Source organism: Mesoflavibacter sp. CH_XMU1404-2 (assembly GCF_037029465.1).
Lineage (GTDB): Bacteria > Bacteroidota > Bacteroidia > Flavobacteriales > Flavobacteriaceae > Mesoflavibacter.
The window spans coordinates 65,333-84,431 of sequence record NZ_JAYMEM010000006.1 but is presented as its reverse complement, the minus strand read 5'-3'; the positions used below and the strand labels follow the sequence as shown (position 1 = coordinate 84,431).

The 19,099-nt window shown below is 33.3% G+C and carries 16 protein-coding genes and 1 riboswitch; of the genes, 14 read left to right on the top strand and 2 right to left on the bottom strand.

What is annotated here, in order from left to right; genetic code table 11:
- Positions 1 to 23: 23 nt before the first annotated feature.
- Positions 24 to 1,199 carry a 2-isopropylmalate synthase gene (locus WA327_RS05075; protein ID WP_336067143.1) on the bottom strand — a complete coding sequence of 392 codons (1,176 nt, stop codon included), beginning with the start codon at positions 1,197 to 1,199 and terminating at the stop codon, positions 24 to 26.
- Between the two features lie 148 nt (positions 1,200 to 1,347).
- Between WA327_RS05075 and WA327_RS05070 the strand changes: the two genes are divergently transcribed.
- From WA327_RS05070 to WA327_RS05020, 11 genes are all read left to right on the top strand, one after another.
- The gene (locus WA327_RS05070) at positions 1,348 to 2,892 is read left to right on the top strand and encodes a hypothetical protein (RefSeq protein ID WP_336067140.1); all 1,545 of its coding nucleotides are present in this window, start codon (positions 1,348 to 1,350) and stop codon (positions 2,890 to 2,892) included.
- A 98-nt stretch (positions 2,893 to 2,990) separates the two neighbouring features.
- A riboswitch (SAM riboswitch) is annotated at positions 2,991 to 3,115 on the top strand.
- 122 nt (positions 3,116 to 3,237) lie between these two features.
- A complete protein-coding gene (locus WA327_RS05065; protein WP_336067137.1) occupies positions 3,238 to 4,530 on the top strand; it encodes an O-acetylhomoserine aminocarboxypropyltransferase/cysteine synthase in 1,293 nt (430 codons plus the stop codon).
- 93 nt (positions 4,531 to 4,623) lie between these two features.
- Positions 4,624 to 5,637, top strand: a complete 1,014-nt coding sequence (locus WA327_RS05060) for an alpha/beta fold hydrolase (protein WP_336067135.1) — start codon at positions 4,624 to 4,626, stop codon at positions 5,635 to 5,637.
- 39 nt (positions 5,638 to 5,676) lie between these two features.
- Positions 5,677 to 6,402: a serine O-acetyltransferase EpsC gene (gene epsC / locus WA327_RS05055; RefSeq protein WP_336067132.1), complete on the top strand. Its 726-nt coding sequence runs from the start codon at positions 5,677 to 5,679 to the stop codon at positions 6,400 to 6,402.
- Positions 6,395 to 7,282, top strand: a complete 888-nt coding sequence (gene cysM, locus WA327_RS05050) for a cysteine synthase CysM (RefSeq protein WP_336067129.1) — start codon at positions 6,395 to 6,397, stop codon at positions 7,280 to 7,282. The genes epsC and cysM overlap by 8 nt, the downstream gene beginning before the upstream one ends.
- Position 7,283: 1 nt before the next feature.
- Positions 7,284 to 8,285, top strand: a complete 1,002-nt coding sequence (locus tag WA327_RS05045) for a homocysteine S-methyltransferase family protein (protein ID WP_336067126.1) — start codon at positions 7,284 to 7,286, stop codon at positions 8,283 to 8,285.
- A 33-nt stretch (positions 8,286 to 8,318) separates the two neighbouring features.
- Positions 8,319 to 8,678: a four helix bundle protein gene (locus WA327_RS05040; protein WP_336067123.1), complete on the top strand. Its 360-nt coding sequence runs from the start codon at positions 8,319 to 8,321 to the stop codon at positions 8,676 to 8,678.
- Between the two features lie 2 nt (positions 8,679 to 8,680).
- Positions 8,681 to 11,791 carry a vitamin B12 dependent-methionine synthase activation domain-containing protein gene (locus WA327_RS05035; protein ID WP_336067594.1) on the top strand — a complete coding sequence of 1,037 codons (3,111 nt, stop codon included), beginning with the start codon at positions 8,681 to 8,683 and terminating at the stop codon, positions 11,789 to 11,791.
- Between the two features lie 201 nt (positions 11,792 to 11,992).
- Positions 11,993 to 12,946, top strand: a complete 954-nt coding sequence (gene metF, locus WA327_RS05030) for a methylenetetrahydrofolate reductase [NAD(P)H] (RefSeq protein WP_336067120.1) — start codon at positions 11,993 to 11,995, stop codon at positions 12,944 to 12,946.
- A gap of 33 nt (positions 12,947 to 12,979) precedes the next feature.
- Positions 12,980 to 14,074: an acyloxyacyl hydrolase gene (locus tag WA327_RS05025; RefSeq protein ID WP_336067118.1), complete on the top strand. Its 1,095-nt coding sequence runs from the start codon at positions 12,980 to 12,982 to the stop codon at positions 14,072 to 14,074.
- Between the two features lie 153 nt (positions 14,075 to 14,227).
- Complete coding sequence (locus WA327_RS05020) at positions 14,228 to 14,971, top strand: head GIN domain-containing protein (protein WP_336067115.1); 744 nt, start codon at positions 14,228 to 14,230, stop codon at positions 14,969 to 14,971.
- A gap of 126 nt (positions 14,972 to 15,097) precedes the next feature.
- Here WA327_RS05020 and gldA read toward each other — a convergent pair whose 3' ends face one another.
- Positions 15,098 to 15,991, bottom strand: a complete 894-nt coding sequence (gldA, locus tag WA327_RS05015) for a gliding motility-associated ABC transporter ATP-binding subunit GldA (RefSeq protein ID WP_336067113.1) — start codon at positions 15,989 to 15,991, stop codon at positions 15,098 to 15,100.
- A gap of 279 nt (positions 15,992 to 16,270) precedes the next feature.
- Between gldA and WA327_RS05010 the strand changes: the two genes are divergently transcribed.
- The 3 genes from WA327_RS05010 to WA327_RS05000 are packed head-to-tail and all read left to right on the top strand — an operon-like array spanning position 16,271 to position 19,088.
- The gene (locus WA327_RS05010; protein ID WP_336067111.1) at positions 16,271 to 17,098 is read left to right on the top strand and encodes a prephenate dehydratase; all 828 of its coding nucleotides are present in this window, start codon (positions 16,271 to 16,273) and stop codon (positions 17,096 to 17,098) included.
- Entirely contained in the window at positions 17,095 to 18,237 is a 1,143-nt protein-coding gene (locus WA327_RS05005) for an aminotransferase class I/II-fold pyridoxal phosphate-dependent enzyme (protein ID WP_336067592.1), read from the top strand. The genes WA327_RS05010 and WA327_RS05005 overlap by 4 nt, the downstream gene beginning before the upstream one ends.
- Positions 18,237 to 19,088 (top strand): prephenate dehydrogenase, encoded by an 852-nt coding sequence (locus tag WA327_RS05000; RefSeq protein ID WP_027881079.1) that lies wholly within the window; start codon positions 18,237 to 18,239, stop codon positions 19,086 to 19,088. The genes WA327_RS05005 and WA327_RS05000 overlap by 1 nt, the downstream gene beginning before the upstream one ends.
- The last annotated feature ends 11 nt before the right edge of the window (positions 19,089 to 19,099 follow it).

Below are 19,099 nucleotides of genomic sequence, written 5' to 3'. Positions count from 1 at the left end.
TTTCCGCGAAAGCGAAATATATTTTATGCTGAAATAATTTCGTTGTAAACACGACTGGTTTCAATAATTTCATGAATGTCGTTGTCGTTAATTTCCTTTTTTCTATCTGCAAAACTTAAGAAGTTTGCGTACACGTCGTCTAACTGAAGTTTTGTTAATTCGTAACCAACATTTTTAGCTCTGTAGGCTAAAGCAGCTCTTCCGCTGCGTGCTGTTAATACAATAGCACTTTCGGTTACACCAACATCTTTTGGGTCAATAATTTCGTAAGTTTCACGATTTTTAATCACGCCATCTTGATGTATTCCAGAGCTATGCGCAAAAGCATTTGCACCAACAATAGCTTTATTTGGCTGAGTATAAATACCCATGTTTTCACTAACTAATTGGCTAATTCCGTAAAGATGTTTTGTGTAAATTGTGGTGTCTAAATTTAGGTAAGGATGTTGTTTTAAAACCATAACAACTTCTTCTAACGCTGTATTACCAGCACGTTCACCAATACCGTTAATAGTACATTCTATTTGACGCGCACCATTAATTACGCCTTCAATAGAGTTGGCAGTTGCTAAACCTAAATCGTTGTGGCAATGACAAGATAAAATAGCATTTTCTATGCCTTTTACGTTTTCTTTAAGGTATTTCATTTTTGCACCATATTCACTTGGTAAGCAATAACCAGTAGTATCTGGAATATTTAAGACTGTTGCACCAGCTTTTATGGCAGCTTCGCAAACTCTAGCTAAATACTCGTTGTCGGTACGACCAGCATCTTCGGCATAAAATTCGACATCTTCAACAAAGGATTTTGCATATTTTACAGCTTCAAAAGCACGTTCTATAATGGCTTCTTTATTGGATTTAAATTTGAATTTTATATGAGAATCTGAAGTTCCAATTCCGGTATGAATTCTAGGTGTTTTTGCTTTTTTTAAAGCTTCGGCAGCGACTTTTATATCATTTTCAACAGCTCTTGTAAGACCGCAAACGGTAGCGTTTTTTACGATTTCAGAAATCGCTTCTACCGATTGGAAATCGCCAGGACTTGATACGGGAAAACCAGCTTCTATCACATTAACACCTAAAAGATCTAGTTGTTTTGCAATGACTACTTTTTGCTCTGTATTTAATTTGCATCCTGGGACTTGCTCGCCGTCTCTAAGCGTGGTATCAAATATTTGAATTGTGTTTTTAGACATTTTAAGAGAGAATTATTTTTCTTTTGACTTACTAATTTATACTTTGGTATTAAGATTAGGTAATAGCTATTTGTTTTGCTACGATGTTCAGTAGTTGAAATGAAGTTTATTTTACTGAAAATCAGTTTTTTAAATCAAAATTTTATTGATGACTAAAGACCAAAAAGATAACTTGTTTTCCTTGGTTAAATCGCTTACTAAGTCAGAAAAACGACAATTTAAATTGTACGTTGGACGATTAGGTGTTAATTCAGATTCTAAATTTTTAAACCTATTTAATGTTTTAGATAAGTTAAAAACGTATGATGAAGCTGCAATTTTAAAATCTACAGAGATAAAAAAACAGCAATTGGCTAATGTGAAAGCGCATTTGTACAAGCAAATTTTGATAAGTCTTAAATTAAGTCCTTCACATCAAAATATACGCTCTCAAATTAGAGAACAGTTAGATTTTGCTTCAATTTTATATCATAAAGGTTTATATAAACAGAGTCTTAAAATATTGGATAAAGCTAAGGAGTTAGCTATTCAAAATGAAGAAAAAAACTTAGCGTATGAGATTGTCGAATTAGAGAAAGTAATAGAGTCTCAATACATTACAAGAAGTATGAGTAGCCGCGCAGACGAGTTAACCATACAAGCCAAAGAGCTAAGTTCTCAAAACGTGATAGCAAGTAAATTGTCTAATTTATCACTTCAGTTATACAGTATTATTCTTAAAACTGGTTATGTAAAAAGTGCTGAAGAAAGTAAAGAAGTTACCGATTATTTTAAAGCTAGATTACCAAAATATAAAATTCAAAATCTTGGATTTAGAGAAAAATTATGGTTGTATAATGCTTATTTGTGGTATAGTTTTTTGATGCAAGATTTTAAAAATTGTTACAAATATGCGTCAAAATGGGTTGATCTTTTTTATGAAAACCCATCAATGATTAGTTTAAATCCTGTATTCTTTTTAAAAGGAAATAATTACTTACTAGAATCTCTGTTTTTTATTAAAAACAAAGAGAAATTTGACGAAGCTTTAAGCAAATTTCAAAACGTTTTAGAAGGCAAAAGCTTTCCTAAAGATGAAAATGTTGAAGCACTTTCGTTTTTATATTTCAATTTAAATAAAATCAACTCTTTTTTTATTGATGGAAGCTTTAAAGAAGGTGTAAATTTAATTCCGAAAATGGATAAAGAATTAGAGCTTTTTAAAGATAGAATTGACGAGCATCATACCATGATTTTCTATTACAAATTTGCCAGTTTACACTTTGGAGCTGGTAATAACAAAGCATGTATATTTTATCTTGATAAAATTATATCTAATAAATCTTTGACCATGAGAGAAGACCTATTGTGCTTCTCTAGAGTGCTAAACTTAGTTGCACATTACGAAGCTGGATTAGACTATCATTTAGAAACTTTATTACGCACAACGTATAAGTTTTTAATACAAATGAATGAGTTGCACGAAGTACAAAAAGAGATGATAAAATTCATCAGAAATTTACAAGATATCTATCCACAAGACATAAAAAAAGCGTTTAAATCTTTACTTGAAAAGCTGAAAGTTTATGAAAATCATCCTTTTGAACGTCGCGCATTTTTATATTTAGATATCATTTCTTGGTTAGAAAGTAAAGTTGAAAACAAACCTGTAGATCAGGTGATTAGAGAGAAGTTTTTGCAAGAAAACCAATAGCGTTTTTCAACTTTTTTAAAAATTTTAGTAAAAATTATTTGGATTTTAAGTTTTTGTATTTGAATATTTGTGCTCACAAAGTTCAATAACTTACTGAAATGTTATCAAGAAAGGCAGAGGGAATAGACCCAATGAAGCCTTAGCAACCCTTAGACTTACTAAGAAGGTGCTAAATTCTACTTGAAAGTGCGAATCATTTCTCGCATTCTCGGATAGATAACCAACACGTAATTACCCATCTGTAATTACTATTTTTTCTTATAACATTTTTCTATTAAGTATGCTTCTTACGAGGCTTATTTGGCTTTTGGTTTAATTCATTTATTAACTCAAAAACTTAGAAAAATGAGTACACAAAAATTTGCAACCCAAGCGTTGCACGCAGGTCATGACGTTAATCAACATGGAGGAACAAGAGCAGTTCCTATTTATCAAACCACTTCTTATGTATTTGATAATGCAGATGAAGCAGCAGGAAGATTTAATCTTTCGGTTCCAGGATTTATTTACACCAGATTAAATAATCCAACAACCGATATTTTAGAGCAAAGATTAGCCGCTTTAGAAGGTGGTATTGCAGCAGTAGCAACTGCTTCGGGTACATCTGCAATAGCAACAACACTATTAACTTTGTTAAGAGCAGGAGACCATATTGTAGCGTCTAGCAGTTTGTATGGCGGAACGTACAATTTGTTAAGTGTTACACTGCCAAGACACGGAATTACTACCACATTTGTAGACGCTTCAGACCCAGAAAATTTTAGCAAAGCAACACAAGATAATACAAGAGCTATTTTTGTAGAATCTTTAGGAAACCCAAAATTGGATGTGTTAGATTTAGAAAGTATTTCAAAAGCAGCAAAAGCACATAAAGTACCATTAATTGTAGATAATACAGTTGCTACACCTTATTTGCTAAATCCAATTGAATACGGCGCAAATATCGTTATTCACTCGTTAACAAAATATATTTCTGGAAACGGAACTTCTTTAGGTGGAGTAATAATTGATGCAGGAACATTTGATTGGACAAATGGAAAATTTCCTGAATTTACAGAACCTTCAGCAGGTTATCATGGTTTAGTTTACAGCGAAGCTATTGGTGCAGCTGCATTTATTGCAAAAATAAGAATTGAAGGTTTACGTGATTATGGAGGTGCTTTAAGTCCGTTTAATGCGTTTCAAATCATACAAGGTTTAGAAACTTTAGAGTTACGTATTGAAAAGCACAGCAAAAATGCACTGCAATTAGCTAAATGGCTGCAAGAGCAACCAGAGGTTAATTGGGTAAATTATCCAGGTTTAGAAACTAGCAAGTATAAATCTTTAGCTAAAAAATACCTACCAAAAGGACAAAGCGGGGTAGTAACCTTTGGTGTAGATGGTGGTTATGAATCGGCTAAAAAAATAGCAGATACAACAAAACTATTCTCTTTATTAGCAAATATTGGAGATACAAAATCACTTATAATTCATCCTGCAAGTACAACACATCAACAATTAACAGATGATGCGCAAGAAGCTACAGGTGTAACCAAAGATTTGATTAGACTATCTGTTGGACTAGAAAATATTGAAGACCTAAAAGCAGATTTAAAAGAAGCTTTTAATGTTATTAAAAAGCCAGTATTGGTATAAAAAAGCATGTTTTAATTTTAGTTATTAATAAGAAATAGCTTCGCATTTTATATGAAAAAGTAAAGTGCGAAGTCTATTTCAAATATTTAAATTATGAGAAAATTACAACATATATCAATACATAATTTTACGTTAAGTAATGGCGAAACAACGTCTTTAGAATTAACGTATCAAGTTTTTGGACAAGCTTTACATACAGCGCCAATTGTTTTGATTAATCATGCATTAACAGGAAATTCTAATGTTACAGGGATTAATGGTTGGTGGAATGATGTTGTAGGTGACCAAAACATAATTGATACAGAAAAATATACCATTTTATGTTTTAATATTCCAGGTAATGGCTTTGATAACAAAGAAGAAAATCTAATAAATAATTATAAAGATTTTACAGCAAACGACGTTGCAAAAATCTTTGAAATAGGATTGTATACCCTAAATATTGATACTATACATACCGTAATTGGTGGATCTTTAGGTGGCGGAATTACTTGGCACTTAGCTGTAAACAACCCAAATTTATTTGAAAATATAGTTGTGGTTGCAAGTCATTGGAAAGCAGATGATTGGTTGATAGCAAACACATTTATTCAAGATAATATTTTAAATAATTCTATTCGTCCGATGGAAGATGCGCGTACGCATGCCATGACATTTTATCGAACAGCAACATCTTTTAATAAAAAATTTGAAGGTCAAAAAGAAGCTCATTTTTATGCAGTCGAAAACTGGTTGCAGTATCATGGTAATGCCTTAAAAAATAGATTTCAGTTGTCATCATATAAGTTGATGAATCATTTACTAAAAACCATTGAAGTGGCAAAATCAAATAAAGAATTTACTAATAAAGCTTCAAAAATAGCTGGACATATTCATTTAGTAACAATAAATACAGACGGATTATTTTTAGCAGATAACAATTGGGAAACTTACATTCAACTAAAACCAAAAAAGGAAAATGTTTCAATTTCAGAAATAAAATCAATTCATGGTCACGATGCTTTTTTAATCGAATTTGAACAACTTTCAAAAATATTGAAGCCTATTTTTCAGCTTTCAACATTAAAAAGAATAGGCTTAACAAAATATAAACAAACGGCTAGTTAATTAAGCTTTATCTTTACTCTTTTAGATAAAATCAAATAAATGGCTTTAAAAATAAACGTAAGATTAAAAGATAAAGTAGAAGTTTTTACAAAAAGGCTGTACTATTTTATGTTTGATGAACAAGCTGAAGATTTTCAGTTTTTAAAAGAGAATTTTATAGAAATCACTAACAGTTTAGGTGTTAAAAATACCGAGCAAATTTGGAATGATTTTAATGATAGTTTACCATCAGTAAGGCAGAAGCTGCATTTAGATGCTAAAGCCTTTCAGGATAACGATCCGGCAAATAAATGTATAGAAGAAATTTACTTAGCCTATCCAGGTTTTTATGCTATTTCTATTCATCGTTTAAGCCATCAATTATTAAGATTAGGTGTAAGGATTTTACCAAGAATGATGAGCGAATATGTACACGGAATTACAGGAATAGACATACATCCTGGAGCAACAATTGGCGATTCTTTTTTTCTTGATCACGGTACAGGAATTGTAATAGGAGAAACAACAATTATTAAAGATGAAGTAAAAATTTATCAAGGTGTAACACTTGGCGGACTTCATGTATTAAAAAGTTTAGCCGATACAAAAAGGCATCCAACCATAGAAAAAAATGTAGTCATTTATGCCAATGCTACGGTTTTAGGAGATATTGTTATCGGTGCAAATACCATTATTGGCGCTAATGTTTGTGTGACAGAAACTGTTCCTCAAAATTCAACATTGACCTATAAAAAAGAATATAAAATTAGAACAAAAAGTGAGTAAGAAAAGCATCATAAATTTAATAGGAAATACGCCTTTAGTAAAGTCAATAAGCATCAATCCAAACAAAAATGTAACACTTTACTTCAAGTTAGAAGGTCATAATCCAGGTGCAAGTGTTAAGGACAGAGCAGCCTATAATATGATAAATGAAGCTTTAAAAAGAGGTGATATAAAAGAAGGAGATACTTTGGTAGAAGCAACAAGTGGTAACACCGGAATTGCGTTAGCATTCATTGCAAACTTATTAGGTTTAAAAATTAAATTGATAATGCCAGAAAACTCCACCGAAGAGCGTGTAAAAACAATGAAAGCTTATGGTGCAGAAGTTATTTTAACCTCTGCGGAAGAAGGTATTGAAGGCTCAAGAGATTTAGCGTTTAAACTTCGTGACGAGAAAGGATATACACTATTAAATCAGTTTGAAAATAACGATAACTGGAAAGCGCATTACAAAACCACAGGTCCCGAAATTTGGCAAGATACCAACGGAGAAGTAACTCATTTTGTGTCAGCAATGGGTACAACAGGAACCATTATGGGTACATCAACTTATTTAAAAGAACAAAACAAAAACATCACTATTGTCGGTGCACAACCAAAAGATGGTTCTAAAATTCCAGGTATTAGAAAATGGTCACCAGCTTACGTGCCTAAAATTTTTGATAGAAACAAGGTTGATCAAGTTATAGAAGTCAGTGAAGACGAAGCTAAAGCAATGACGCAACGCTTAGCAAAAGAAGAAGCTGTCTTTGCAGGAATGAGTAGTGGTGGCGCTGTTGCAACAGCTTTAAAGTTAATTGAAAATTTAGACCAAGGAACGGTAGTAGTAATTGTTTGTGATAGAGGTGATAGATACTTGTCATCAGATTTATTTGATTAAAATGCCAAACATAAAAGAAGAAATACAAAAACGAATTTTAGTGCTGGATGGCGCAATGGGTACCATGCTTCAGCAATATAAATTCACAGAAGAAGATTTTCGTGGCGAGCAATTTAAAGATTATCCAACGCCATTAAAAGGTAATAACGATTTGCTGTCTTTAACGCAACCAGAAGCAATTGCTGAAGTACACAGAAAATATTTTGATGCTGGTGCAGATATCGTTGAAACCAATACATTTTCAGGCACATCAATCGCTATGGCAGATTACCAAATGGAAAATTTGGTATACGAATTAAATTTTGAATCTGCTAAAATTGCCAAGCAAGTTGCGGAAGAATTTACTAAGCAAAATCCTGAAAAACCTCGTTTTGTAGCTGGTAGTATCGGTCCAACAAACCGAACTGCAAGCTTAAGTCCAGATGTAAACAGACCTGAATTTCGTGCTATTACTTTCGAAGAATTGCGAGTAGCCTACAAAGAACAAGTCGAAGCTTTAATAGATGGTGGCGTAGATGTCTTGTTAGTCGAAACCATTTTTGATACGCTTAACGCGAAAGCAGCATTATTCGCTATAGAAGAAGTAAAAGAAGAACGCAATATAGATATCCCAATTATGGTGTCTGGAACAATAACAGATGCTTCAGGCAGAACATTGTCAGGACAAACGGTAGAAGCTTTCTTAACTTCAGTATCTCATATCCCATTGTTAAGTGTTGGTTTTAACTGTGCATTAGGTGCAGAACAGTTACAACCGTATTTAAAACGCTTATCCGACAAAACTGAATTTCATACTTCTGCACATCCAAACGCTGGATTACCAAACGCTTTTGGTGAGTATGACCAATCACCAGAACAGATGCAACAATTTATAGAAAACTACCTAAAGGATAACTTAATCAATATTATTGGTGGTTGTTGCGGCACAAGTCCTGAACACATTAAAGCTATTGCTGAAGTTGCTAGTAAATATAAACCAAGAAAAGTAGTTGTTGGTGTTTAGTATTTGGTATTTAGAAATTAAAGTAATTGATTCATGAAAAATTATACAGAGTTAGATGTTTGGAAGACAGCAAGAAAATTAGTTAAGACAGTTTACAGCTTGACTTCTCAATTTCCAAATACTGAAATATATACTCTTACAAATCAAATTAATAGAAGTGTAATTTCAATTCCTTCAAATATTGCTGAAGGCATAGGAAGGCAATCAGATAAAGAGACTATTCAATTTTTATATATCTCAAAAGGTTCTCTTTTTGAACTCGAAACTCAGTTGTTTCTAGCTCATGATTTAGAATATATTTCAGAAAAACAGCTTTCAGAAGTTTTAGAAGAGATTACTTCTGTAAAAAGATTATTAAACGGGTTCATTAATTATTTCAAAAACAAAAAGTAATGATGAATTCAACCAAACACCAAACACCAAACACCAAATACTTACGGTTATCAGGTTTAGAACCATTAATTGTTACACCAGAAAGTAATTTTATAAATGTTGGTGAGCGTACAAACGTAACAGGTTCGCGTAAATTTTTACGATTAATTAAAGAAGAAAAATATGACGAAGCGCTAGATGTTGCAAGAGAACAAGTTGAAGGCGGTGCGCAAATCATAGATGTAAATATGGACGAAGGTATGTTAGATGGCGTTTACGCTATGACTACCTTTTTAAATTTAATAGCTTCGGAACCTGATATTGCTCGTGTCCCAATTATGATTGACAGCTCAAAATGGGAAATAATTGAAGCTGGTTTACAGGTTGTACAAGGGAAATCGGTTGTGAATTCCATTAGTTTAAAGGAAGGTGAAACTGAATTCATTCGTCAAGCAAAACGTATTAAACGTTATGGTGCAGCAGTCATTGTGATGGCTTTTGATGAGGTTGGTCAAGCAGATACCTTTGATAGACGCATCCAAATCTGTGAGCGTTCCTATAAAATATTAGTGGACATTGTCCACTTTCCACCTCAAGATATCATCTTCGATCCTAACATTTTTCCTGTCGCTACTGGTATGGAAGAACACCGAAAAAATGCACTAGATTTTTTTAATGCGACTAAGTGGATTCGAGAAAATTTACCTCACGCAAACGTATCTGGTGGCGTTAGTAACGTGTCCTTTTCTTTCAGAGGAAACAATACGGTAAGAGAAGCGATGCATTCTGCTTTCTTGTATCACGCCATTAAAAACGGAATGAATATAGGTATTGTTAACCCAACAATGTTAGAGGTTTATGATGAAATTCCGAAAGAATTACTAGAACGTGTTGAAGATGTGCTATTAGACCGACGTGATGATGCAACCGAAAGATTATTGGACTACGCCGAAACTGTAAAAGGCAATAAAAAAGAAGCCGATAACGCAATTCAAGAATGGCGAAATGAACCTTTACAAAACCGAATTACGCACGCTTTGGTAAAAGGTATTGATGCTTTTATTATTGAAGATGTTGAAGAAGCACGACAGTCAGTTGCTGCGCCAATAGAAGTTATTGAAGGTCATTTAATGACAGGCATGAATGTAGTTGGAGACTTGTTTGGAAGCGGAAAAATGTTTTTGCCTCAAGTGGTAAAATCGGCACGAGTAATGAAAAAAGCTGTAGCCTATCTTCAGCCATTTATTGAAGAAGCAAAAAAAGCCCCTAAATCCCCAAAGGGGACTTATCACTGGAAGACAGCAGACCCTATCTTATATGGATTGCTAAAAGATTTCGCTAAACAAATGCGTAATCAACCTACTGAGGCAGAAGATTTGTTGTGGAATGTTTTGAGTAATAAAAAATTAGACGGTTACAAGTTTAGAAGACAGCACATTATTGGAAGTTATATTGCTGATTTTATCTGTTTAAAATCTAATTTAATTATTGAAATTGATGGATTAATACATCAGCTACCAGAAAACAAAACATCTGATGAAGAACGCACAAAATGGTTAGAAAACGAAGGGTTTAGAGTCATTAGATTTACAAATACTCAAGTGCTTTCAAATTTAGATTATGTTCTTAATAAAATTAGAGAAGCTTTAAAAGTTTTCCTATTGGGGACGGAAGGGGCTAGATATGCTGGTCGTATTCTAATGGCAACTGTAAAAGGTGACGTTCACGACATTGGAAAGAATATAGTAAGCGTCGTTTTGGGTTGTAATAATTTCGAAATTATTGATTTAGGTGTTATGGTTCCGCCAGAAAAAATCATAGAAACGGCAAAAAAAGAAAACGTAGATATTATCGGATTAAGCGGATTAATCACACCATCGTTGGATGAGATGGTAACCATTTCCAAAGAAATGGAAAAACAAAATTTCAAGATTCCATTAATGGTTGGTGGCGCTACGACATCTAAAGCACATTCGGCTGTAAAAATTGCGCCACATTACAGCAATACAGTTATTCATGTTAACGATGCATCTCGTGCAGTAACGGTTGTTGGCGATTTGTTGCAGAAAGACAACCAAGTATTTAAAGCGCAAATTAGAGAAGAATATAATTTATTTAGGGAAAAATTTCTAAACAGAACTAAGAAAAAAGAATATATTTCTATTGAAGAAGCGCGACAAAAAAAGTTTAAAATCGATTGGAATACTACTGAAATTGTAAAGCCAAAACAATTAGGAATTCATGATATTCAAGATTTTGATATTACACTTTTAAATGACTATATCGATTGGTCACCATTTTTTAGAAGTTGGGATTTACACGGTAAATTTCCTGAGATTTTAGAAGATGAAGTGGTTGGTAAACAAGCTTCAGAATTGTATAAAGATGCCAAAGTCTTGCTACAAAAAGTGTTTGATAAAAAGCTGCTAAAAGCAAAAGCGATTTTTGGATTGTTCCCTGCAAATTCAGTTAACGATGACGATATTGAGGTGAGTTTGTCACCTCGAGCGCAGTCGAGAGGTTTCACAAAATTCTTAACCCTACGTCAACAATTAAAAAAACGAGAAAGTGTTCCAAATTTCGCATTAGCCGATTTTATCGCGCCAAAAGAGAGCGGAATTCAAGATTACATCGGTTGTTTTTGCGTCACTACAGGTTTTGGAACCGAGCAATTAGCTAAAGATTTTGAAGTCAATCACGACGATTATAATTCCATAATGATTAAAGCGTTGGCTGATAGATTAGCTGAAGCTTTTGCAGAGTATTTGCACCAAAAAGTGCGTACAGATTTTTGGGGTTATGCTTCCAACGAAAATCTAAGCAATCAAGAGTTGATTAAAGAAGCCTACAAAGGTATTCGTCCTGCGCCAGGTTATCCAGCTTGTCCAGATCATTTAGAGAAAATGACTATTTGGGACATTTTAAAAGTTGAAGAAACCATTGGTGTAAAATTAACCGAAAGTCTTGCTATGTGGCCAGCAGCGAGTGTAAGTGGTTATTATTTTGCAAATCCTGAAGCTAAATATTTTGGTTTAGGAAAAATCACCGAAGATCAATTAGAAGATTACGCCAAACGAAGAGACATTAGCAGAGAAGATGCTGAAAAATGGTTAAGCCCAAATTTGGCAGATTAGCACGCGTTAGCGATTGTAGTGGTATCCTTTTTACGTCAGTTTGAGTGATGCGACGAAAGGAGCATTGTATCGAAAACAGAGTAAAAAGATTTAACGGAAAGCGCGACCCGATAGGGTAACGCCCAAAAGAATGAATACAAATAAAAAAGATTCTCACTTTCGTGAGAATTTATAAAGATACCTGCTTTCGCAGGCATTAGTATGAAAGTAACAGAACACATAAAAAACGCCAAAGAAAAAACCTTGTTTTCGTTTGAGATTATTCCGCCAAAAAAGGGTAACAGCATACAACAATTGTATAATAATATTGATCCTTTAATGGAATTTAAACCGCCTTTTATTGATGTAACTACATCTAGAGAAGAATATGTTTATATTGAAAAAGAAGGGCTTTTGGATCGAAAAATTACGCGTATGCGACCAGGAACGGTTGGGATTTGTGCAGCGTTAAAACATAAATACGATGTAGATACGGTTCCGCATGTATTGTGTGGCGGATTTACAAAAGAAGAGACTGAATACTTACTTGTAGATTGCCATTATTTAGGGATAAATAACGTGATGGCGTTGCGTGGCGATGCAATGAAGCATCAGCAGTATTTTGAGGCTTGTAAAGGCGGACATCAGTTTGCAAAGGATTTGGTTGGGCAAATTCAGAATTTAAATAAAGGTAAATATCTTCATGATGTTATTGAGGTTGATGATAAAGCAGATTTTTGCATTGGTGTTGCTGGTTATCCAGAAAAACATATTGAAGCCCCATCTTTAAAAACCGATTTAAAACGTCTTAAAGAAAAAGTAGATGCTGGTGCAGATTACGTTGTAACACAAATGTTTTTTGATAATAAAAAGTATTTTGAGTTTGTAGACGCTGCAAAACAAGAAGGTATAAATGTGCCGATTATTCCCGGTATAAAACCCATTGCAGTAAAACGCCATTTACAGTTGTTACCACAAGTATTTAAAATAGACCTACCTGAAGATTTAATAGATGCTGTTGATAATTGTAGCACTAACGAGCAAGTAAGACAAGTTGGTATCGAGTGGGCAATTAATCAATCTAAAGAATTACAAAAAGCTGGCGTACCCGTATTGCATTACTATTCTATGGGAAAAAGTGATAATATTAAAGCGATTGCCGAAGCGGTATTTTAAAAAACCATTACTTTTGTTTCATTAATTATTAAGATGAAACTAAAACTAGCCCTAATTTGTTGTTGTATTACAACATTAATTTTTGCTCAGGAAGACAAGCGTCTGTTCTCTTTAGACGCTAATTATTTCTACGGAAATATAGCCGAACACAACAGCGATATTTCACATTTAATTAAAGGTCATCCAACTGGCGTTATATTAAGTTATAACCAAAAAACCTTTGGCGATCAAGCTTGGCATAGCAGATATAATTATCCAGATTATGGAGCGTCTTTTATCTACCAAAATCTTCAGAATAAAACGTTAGGAAACAATTTTGGGTTATACGCGCATTATAATTTCTACTTCTTAAAAAGACATTTGATGTTTAGGATTGGTCAAGGGTTAGCCTATAACACAAATCCTTACGACAAAGTAGAAAATTACCGCAATAATGCATTTGGGACACATTTATTAAGCTCGACATATTTGATGCTTAATTACAAAAAAGAAAACTTGTTTAAAGGTTTAGGGTTACAAACAGGATTATCTTTAATCCATTATTCTAATGCTAATGTAAAAGCACCAAACAGTTCAATAAACAGTATTACATTTAATTTAGGTGTTAATTATGTGTTGGATGCAGATCAATTACCAGAATATATCCCAAATACAGAAGATAAAACATTTACCGAAAAAATTAAATACAACTTCGCTTTTAGAACAGGTGTAAACGAGAGCGATATCATCAATTCTGGTCAATACGCCTTTTACATTGTGTCTGCTTACGCAGATAAAAGATTAAATAGAAAAAGTGCGATTCAATTAGGAACAGATGTGTTTTTTTCAAACTTTTTAAAGAAACATATCGAGTATAAGTCAGTAGCTTTTCCTGAAGATAATGTTAGCGGAGACGAAGATTACAAACGTGTAGGAGCATTTGTGGGGCATGAGTTGTTTATTAGCAAAACGTCTTTAGTGACGCAGTTAGGCTATTACGTGTATTACCCTTTCGATTTTGAAGGTCGTGTCTACAGTCGTGTTGGTTTAAAACGTTATTTTGGAGATAAAATTTTTGGAGCATTAACCCTAAAATCTCATGGTGCAAAAGCAGAAGCTGTAGAATTTGGCGTTGGAATTAGATTATAAAATTTGGGCGTTACCACAAGGGTCGCGCTTTCGGTAGTCGCTTTTTTGTGTTGCATATGTGCAACAACACAAAAAGAGCTCCGACAAAACCTTAATCGCTAACGCAGGTAAAACCAATGGTTAGCGTTTGACGATAAAGTAAAGAGTAAAAAAATGAAAAAATTACTATACATAATTACCCTGTTTTTTGTTTTTGGATGCAATCAAGAAGATGCACCAGACTGCTTTCAAAGTGCAGGAGATATCATTCAACAAACTTTTGAAGTTGGTACATTTTTCAAAATCACGGTACATAAAAATGTCGAGTTATTTATAACTCAAGGCGCAACACCAAGTGTTTTAGTAGAAACTGGTGAAAACTTAATTAATGATGTTGAGGTTTATGTACAAAACGACCGATTGATTTTAAAAGATAACAATACTTGTAATTTAACCAGAGATTACGGTATCACTAAAGTACATGTTACTGTTCCAAACCTAACCGAAATTAGAAATAGTAGTACTTTAGATGTGCATAGCGTTGGTGTTTTAAACTTTCCAAATTTACAGTTATTGTCAGAAGATTATAACGGTGATTATTATAACGTTGGTAATTTTAATTTAGAAGTAAATTGCACAACATTAAGAGTTGTAATTAATAATCTAACAACAAGTACAATTTCTGGTACTACAGAACATTTAAATATAAGTCATGCATCAGGAGATGGACGTTTTCAAGGACGATACCTTGTGGCTCAAAACGTGACTATTTATCATCGTGGTAGTAACGATATTATTGTAAATCCGCAACAAGAACTTAAAGCAAACCTAGTAAGCACAGGAAATGTAATTGCAGTCAATACTCCACCAATTATTGATGTGACCGAGCAATTTGATGGTCGCGTTATTTTTGAGTAACATTCCTGTGAAAGCAGGAATCTAAAATTGTGTAGATGTTGTTTTGGACACAATTAAAAACACATTAAGTATTTGTGTAAATTAGTGTCAATAAGAATTTACAAAAAGACTATAAGTTAATTCAGTTTAACTCGTCAATTCCCTAAATAAGCTCTCTAAACTAGCGTTTTTCTGGTTTAACTGTAGAATCTTCAACTCATTATCATGCGCAAAATCAAATACATGAGCACGCATATCTGTTGTTGTATCAAACACAATTTCATAAATAAAATCATGCACATTTTTCACGCTTTTAGCATGCGGAAGTTTAAGTAAAAAAGCATCTTCCACGCGGTAATCAAACTCGACAATAACAGTTTGTTCTTGTCCTTCGCGTAATTCGCTTAATTTTTTATCAGCAACAATTTCACCTTTATTAATAATAATGACACGATCACACATAGCTTCTACTTCCTGCATAATGTGCGTAGATAAAAAGACGGTTTTGTCTTTGCCTAAGCCTTTAATTAATTGCCTGATGTCTACTAATTGATTTGGATCTAAACCAGTTGTAGGTTCGTCTAAAATTAAAACTTCAGGATTATGCAACAGCGCATTAGCTAACCCAACACGTTGTCTGTAACCTTTAGAGAGTTGCCCAATAGTTTTATGTGCTTCTGGTGTTAATCCAGTAAGTTCAATAACCTCTTCAACTCTAGATTTGTCAACGTTATATACGTTTGCATTAAATCGTAAATACTCACGCACGTATTGGTCTAAATATAAAGGATTGTGCTCTGGTAAGTAGCCAACACTTTTTTGTACTTGCTTTTGTTGGTTTGATACAGCATGCCCATTTACTTCAGCGTTACCAGAAGTAGGAGAAAGGTAAGTGGTTAAAATTTTCATCATTGTCGATTTTCCGGCACCATTAGGACCTAAAAATCCAACAATTTCTGGACGATTAACGCTAAAAGATACATTGTTTAATGCTTTTTGCGCTCCAAATTGTTTAGTGATGTTTTTAACTTTTATTGACATGCTAATATGTTTCTTCAAAAATAAACATTCTATAATTTAAAAGCTTAATTGTATCAAAATCTTTAAAACTTGTTATAAAACTCATAATTTCAGGCTTTAGTATTTTGATTTTTCAATTAATTGTCTACTTTAGCAATAACAAAACAATAATGAACACAATTTTAAATACATATTATAACTGGTTTTATTTCTTTTTTAACGAAAAGAACGAGACGTTGTATATGTAATTTAAACAGCATAAATTTAATACTAAGTCTCGATTTTATCGGGACTTTTTTTATGGTAAAAACTATAGCAATACAAGGAATAAAAGGCTCTTTTCATCATATAGTGTCGTTAAATTTTTATGACAATACACATAAAATAAAAGAGTGCTTAACGTTTGACGAAACGGTTGCGTCTTTATTTGATAACACCGCAGAAACAGCAATTTTAGCGTTAGAAAACTCTATCGCAGGTTCTATTTTGCCAAATTATGCGTTGATTGATAATAACAATTTGCACATTGTTGGCGAGCAGTATTTAGACATTCAGCATCAATTAATGGCGTTGCCAAACCAAACAATTGCAGATATAAAAGAAGTGCACAGTCATCCTATGGCGCTATTGCAATGCAAATCGTTTTTTAAAGACTATCCGCATATCAAACTGGTAGAAGATAAAGACACTGCAGATGTGGCAAGAAAAATTGAGACGCAGCAAATAAAAGGTGTTGCAGCAATAGCAAGTACTTTGGCAGCAAAGATTTTTAACTTAAACATTTTAGCCGAAAGTATTCAAACCATAAAACACAATCAAACCCGATTTGCTATTGTAAAAACGCAACCTATTAATAATCATAAAAATGAAATAAACAAAGCATCATTAAAATTTGAATTAGATCATAAAAGAGGAAGTTTGGCAACAATTTTAAATGTGATGAGCGATTGTAAATTAAACCTTACTAAAATACAATCCTTACCAAAAATTGAAACACCTTGGAAATATTCGTTTTTTGTAGATGTCACTTTTGAGGCTTATGAAGATTTTGAAAAAGCAGCATCAATTATGACAATAATGGCAACACATTTTAAAATTTTAGGAACCTATAAAAACGCAAAACTATAATGAAAGTTGCAGATCGATTACATAGCGTTCAAGAATATTACTTTTCTCGTAAGTTAAAAGAAGTCAATCAATTAATTAAAGACGGAAAACCAATTATTAATTTAGGGATTGGTAGTCCAGATTTAGAGCCACCAAAACAAGTGGTTGATGTTTTGGTAGATAGTTTAGTACATCCTGTGGCGCACAAATACCAGAGTTATCAAGGGTTACCAGAATTAAGAACAGCAATTGCAGATTTTTATAATACCGAATTTAATGTTGCAGTAAATCCAGATACCGAAGTTTTACCACTTATGGGAAGCAAGGAAGGTATTATGCATATTTCTTTAGCGTTTTTAAATGAAGGCGATGCTGTTTTAATCCCAAATCCAGGTTACCCAACTTACAGCTCGGTGACACAATTGGTACAAGCAACACCAATGCATTATAATTTAGATGAAACCAATAATTGGCTACCAAATTTTGAAGCTATCGAGCAGCAAGATTTAAGCAAAGTTAAATTAATGTGGACCAGTTATCCGCATATGCCAACTGGTGCAAAAGCGACAAAAGCCGATTTAGAAACGTTAGTCGCATTTGCTAAAAAGCACAATATTTTATTAATAAATGACAATCCGTATAGCTTCATTTTAAACGATAATCCGATTAGCATTTTAGATGTTGAAGGTGCAAAAGATGTCGCTTTAGAGCTAAATTCGTTAAGCAAAACATTTAATATGGCAGGTTGGCGAGTTGGAATGGTTTTAGGACATGCAGCACATATTAACGCCATTTTAAAAGTGAAAAGTAATATGGATTCTGGTATGTTTTACGGAATCCAAAAAGGTGCAATAGAAGCTTTAAAATGCTCATCTGCTTGGTACAAAAGTTTAAATAAAATTTATAAAAGCAGACGCGAACTTATTTGGCAATTAGCTGATAAATTAGATTGTACGTACGATAAAAATGCAACAGGATTATTTGTTTGGGCAAAGTTGCCAGAAGGAAAAACATCTGAAGTGTTTATAGATCAAATTTTATACAACAACAGCGTGTTTATTACACCAGGAACCGTTTTTGGTTCGCAAGGCGAAGGTTATATTCGTTTTTCGCTTTGCGCGAAAGAAGCCCAAATTAAAGACGCAATTAGTAGATTATAATGAAACATATATACATCATAGGAACAGGTTTAATTGGCGGTAGCTTGGCATTAGATTTTAAAAATGCGTTGCCAGACTGTATCATTTATGGTATTGATAAAAACGAAGCGCATTTAATAGAAGCGCAAGAATTAGGTGTTATTGATCAAAAAGCAACTTATGAAGATTTACCAAATGCAGATTTGGTAGTGCTTGCAATTCCAGTAGATGTTGCGGTAAATGAGTTGCCAAAAGTACTAGATAAAGTGTCTGATTTTTCGGTAGTGATAGATGTTGGTTCTACAAAACAAGCTATTTGTAAAGCGGTAGATAATCACCCAAAACGTCGTAACTTTTTAGCAACACATCCAATTGCTGGTACCGAGTTTTCTGGTCCAAAAGCAGCCATTCAAAATTTATTTAAAAACAAAACAAATATTATATGTGAAGTTGAAAAAACAGCTTCAAAATTACAAGAACAAGTTTTAAATGTGTTTTCAAAAATAGGTATGCGTATGCGTTACATGAATCCAGAATCGCATGATAAACATATAGCATACGTGTCGCATTTATCACACATTAGTTCGTTTATGTTAGGAAAAACTGTAATAGAAAAAGAAAAAAACGAACGCGATATTTTTGATATGGCAGGATCTGGTTTTGAAAGTACAGTTAGACTTGCAAAAAGCAGCCCAGAAATGTGGACACCAATTTTTGAGCAGAATAAACAAAATGTCGTAGAGACTTTAGAAGAGTATATTCAAAATCTTTCAATGTTTAAGCAAATGATTGTAGAAGACGATTTTCAGTCGGTTTACAAAGCAATGAAAGACACCAATTATATAAAACAAATTTTAAACGGAATACATTAATACAACCTGGT

Coding starts and splice junctions, on each gene's coding strand:
- WA327_RS05075 (WP_336067143.1), bottom strand. CDS start 1,199: ATGTCTAAAAACACAATTCAAATATTTGATACCACGCTTAGAGACGGC.
- WA327_RS05070 (WP_336067140.1), top strand. CDS start 1,348: ATGACTAAAGACCAAAAAGATAACTTGTTTTCCTTGGTTAAATCGCTT.
- WA327_RS05065 (WP_336067137.1), top strand. CDS start 3,238: ATGAGTACACAAAAATTTGCAACCCAAGCGTTGCACGCAGGTCATGAC.
- WA327_RS05060 (WP_336067135.1), top strand. CDS start 4,624: ATGAGAAAATTACAACATATATCAATACATAATTTTACGTTAAGTAAT.
- epsC (WP_336067132.1), top strand. CDS start 5,677: ATGGCTTTAAAAATAAACGTAAGATTAAAAGATAAAGTAGAAGTTTTT.
- WA327_RS05045 (WP_336067126.1), top strand. CDS start 7,284: ATGCCAAACATAAAAGAAGAAATACAAAAACGAATTTTAGTGCTGGAT.
- WA327_RS05040 (WP_336067123.1), top strand. CDS start 8,319: ATGAAAAATTATACAGAGTTAGATGTTTGGAAGACAGCAAGAAAATTA.
- WA327_RS05035 (WP_336067594.1), top strand. CDS start 8,681: ATGAATTCAACCAAACACCAAACACCAAACACCAAATACTTACGGTTA.
- metF (WP_336067120.1), top strand. CDS start 11,993: ATGAAAGTAACAGAACACATAAAAAACGCCAAAGAAAAAACCTTGTTT.
- WA327_RS05025 (WP_336067118.1), top strand. CDS start 12,980: ATGAAACTAAAACTAGCCCTAATTTGTTGTTGTATTACAACATTAATT.
- WA327_RS05020 (WP_336067115.1), top strand. CDS start 14,228: ATGAAAAAATTACTATACATAATTACCCTGTTTTTTGTTTTTGGATGC.
- gldA (WP_336067113.1), bottom strand. CDS start 15,991: ATGTCAATAAAAGTTAAAAACATCACTAAACAATTTGGAGCGCAAAAA.
- WA327_RS05010 (WP_336067111.1), top strand. CDS start 16,271: ATGGTAAAAACTATAGCAATACAAGGAATAAAAGGCTCTTTTCATCAT.
- WA327_RS05000 (WP_027881079.1), top strand. CDS start 18,237: ATGAAACATATATACATCATAGGAACAGGTTTAATTGGCGGTAGCTTG.